Genomic DNA, 2,638 nt, shown 5'->3' with positions numbered 1-2,638 from the left:
AACTGCATTGTGCATAGTGGTAGAAGTTGCACGAAGTTGGTCAATATCCCTTCCTGACAGCTTGTTGAGTACTAGTCTAAAATCGTCAGGGTGACCTTGTGCAAATTTTTCAAGCGCACTATTTGTCTTGGACATTCCCCCTAGAAGCTTCCCTCTCCCCAGACCCCGTGTGGCGACGCGGTCCCAGGCAGCAATCTGCTCTGAGGCATATCCATCAATGTTCCTCGACGCCGCCGCCACTGTTTTAGTTCCCGGCTTCACCATTCTGCCAGCCAGTCCCGCCCCCAGCGACAATATCCCAAACGCCAGTGAGGTCCAGCCCAGCGCTGCCGAGGCCTTAGGGTTACTCTCCTCTGTCGCTGCACTGGCAATTCCCGTCACATCCGCCACCAGCGCCGCAGTACCCACAACCAGCGATACCGTCGACGCTCCCGCAAGGGCAGCACTGATACTACCAGCCGCAGCAATGGATGCTCCACCGGTAAATACGGCTCCGAGGATACCCAGAATCCCAAGTCCAATCCCCAGACCGGCTTGCCAGCTCATATGGCCCGACGGGTCTGCCCGGTTAACCGGGTCACCCTCACAGTAGGCATAAGCGTTAATTCCACCCGCACCAAACGGACTCCAGCTGTCGGGGCGGGTAAAGCGCATAAGTACCGGGCTGTAGGACCGATAGCCATTGCCCAGGTGGTAGGTGCCGCTCACGGGATCCAGACGCTCCCCGCTAAAAGCCAGAATGCCGCTCTTCATGAATATCTCCAGTCCGTTTGTAGAATGTTAATGTATTAACATTTCGGTTATTTACATTGGCTCAGCATCTATCAAAGAACCATTTCTGAAAGTCCGGGCCACGCCATTAAATTTAAACGTTAATGCCTGCCGGGGTAATTGACTTAATTCACGCTGAAGGTCCATTGATGCATGAGCTAAAGCTCCTCCACGGGATACCCGCCAAAAAGCATCACCTTCGGCAAGGGTTTCGTTCAGGATGACTGAATTTTTTTGAAAAAGTAGTCCTGAAAAACCCACAACTTGCTTATTTCTGACAATGGATGAAAAATCTCTGGCGAGCTGCTCTGAACAGCAGCCTAAAAAATTATAAGCATCATAATCAGTGAAATTCCTCACATTTTCAATAAAATGCTTATACGACTGTTGGGCATTCATTATGCCTGGATCAAGAACTATGCCACCATCATTCCCATGAGAAAGTATATTCAAAGCCCTGCGACTCTTAATGCCTTCAAAAGCAAAACTAACCTCGCTAACATCTGCCGCACCGTTTGCACCAGGTCCCGTGGTAGAACCTAAAACTGAAACACTCACCGGATTTATTTCTAAAGATTCGCTAAATCGCCCCGGAACAGCCTCATAGATTGTCGGCAAGCCAGTAGCTTTGGCTACACCCCGCACAGAAGTAACCGACCTCATGCTTCTGCTCCTGACCAATCCAGCAAGTTTGCCAGCCAGTCCCGCCCCCAGCGACAATATTCCAAACACCAGTGAGGTCCAGCCCAACGCTGCCGAAGCCTGAGGATTACTCTCCTCTGTTGCGGCACTGGCAATTCCCGTCACATCCGCCACCAGCGCAGCAGTGCCCACAACCAGCGATACTGTCGACGCTCCCGCAAGGGCTGCACTGATGCTGCCAGCCGCTGCAATGGATGCTCCACCGGTAAATATTGCCCCGAAAATACTCAGAATCCCCAGTCCAATCCCCAGACCGGCTTGCCAGCTCATATGGCCCGACGGGTCTGCCCGGTTGACCGGGTCCCTTGCACAGTAAGCATAAGCGTTAATTCCACCCGCACCAAACGGACTCCAGCTGTCTGGGCTGGTAAAACGCATCAGGACCGGGTTATATGCGCGGTAGCCATTGCCCAAATGATAGGTTTCGCTTACGGGGTCCATACGCTCCCCGTTAAAAGCCAGAACACAACTCGTCATAATAAATCCCTGTAAATTAGTAGATAATTCGCAGTGAACAGATGACTGCTCCTCGCAATTAACGGCGTAGTGCAGCCACACTTATCCTTCCGTCTTCACCACCGTTTTTTTTCGCTCAGGAAGGTAAGAGAAATGAATATTGTCTCCGGTGTAAAATGTGAGGGAGTGGTTTCTTTCGCGTGTTCAGTCGCTCGTCTTTTCCGGCCACTGAATATACGGCGCAGCACTGACATCCACACGACTCAGAAGGACGCGATACGTTTTCCAGGCCCTGAGTTGCTGTAACTCGCCTTCCGTTGCCATCTCAGTATCCGCTGCATCCTGCAGCGGCGCTATCGCGTCTGCGGCTTCATCAAGCAGTACTGATTTTGTTTTCTGCGCCTGCGCAATTAGTTCCTCTTTCGACCAGGTGCGCGGGACCACTTTTTTACCGTCGAATACCCATTCCCCGCGCCTGATGCTGAATCCCTCCGGTAACTTCTCGCTGATTTCTGCGACGCTCATCCCTTCAGGGGAAAACATCGACACGGCATAAATGTTGCCACGCTCCGGCACCGGCTTATCGATGACGGAGCGAATCACATTCTCGCTGTCGTACATGATTTTTATCGTGTTATCCGCAAACAAAGACTGGCATTCATACCAGTCCTGCCCGTCTTCTGATTCGAAAAAACGTATACCGGCAGTG

3 protein-coding genes are annotated in these 2,638 nt (G+C 51.9%); all 3 read right to left on the bottom strand.

Annotated elements, in window-relative coordinates:
* The coding region (locus tag VGM55_RS27505; protein WP_414648257.1) for an RHS repeat-associated core domain-containing protein at positions 1-753 on the bottom strand (753 nt) is incomplete at its 3' end.
* A gap of 51 nt (positions 754-804) precedes the next feature.
* Positions 805-2,031: an RHS repeat-associated core domain-containing protein gene (locus tag VGM55_RS12320; protein ID WP_331635618.1), complete on the bottom strand. Its 1,227-nt coding sequence runs from the start codon at positions 2,029-2,031 to the stop codon at positions 805-807.
* A 102-nt stretch (positions 2,032-2,133) separates the two neighbouring features.
* The coding region (locus tag VGM55_RS12315; RefSeq protein WP_331635617.1) for a tail fiber assembly protein at positions 2,134-2,638 on the bottom strand (505 nt) is incomplete at its 5' end.

Origin of the sequence: Cedecea sp., assembly GCF_036500665.1 — a bacterium.
GTDB lineage: Bacteria > Pseudomonadota > Gammaproteobacteria > Enterobacterales > Enterobacteriaceae > Cedecea.
Note: the sequence above shows the minus strand (reverse complement) of the source record. Positions and strands in the feature narration are given on the sequence as shown.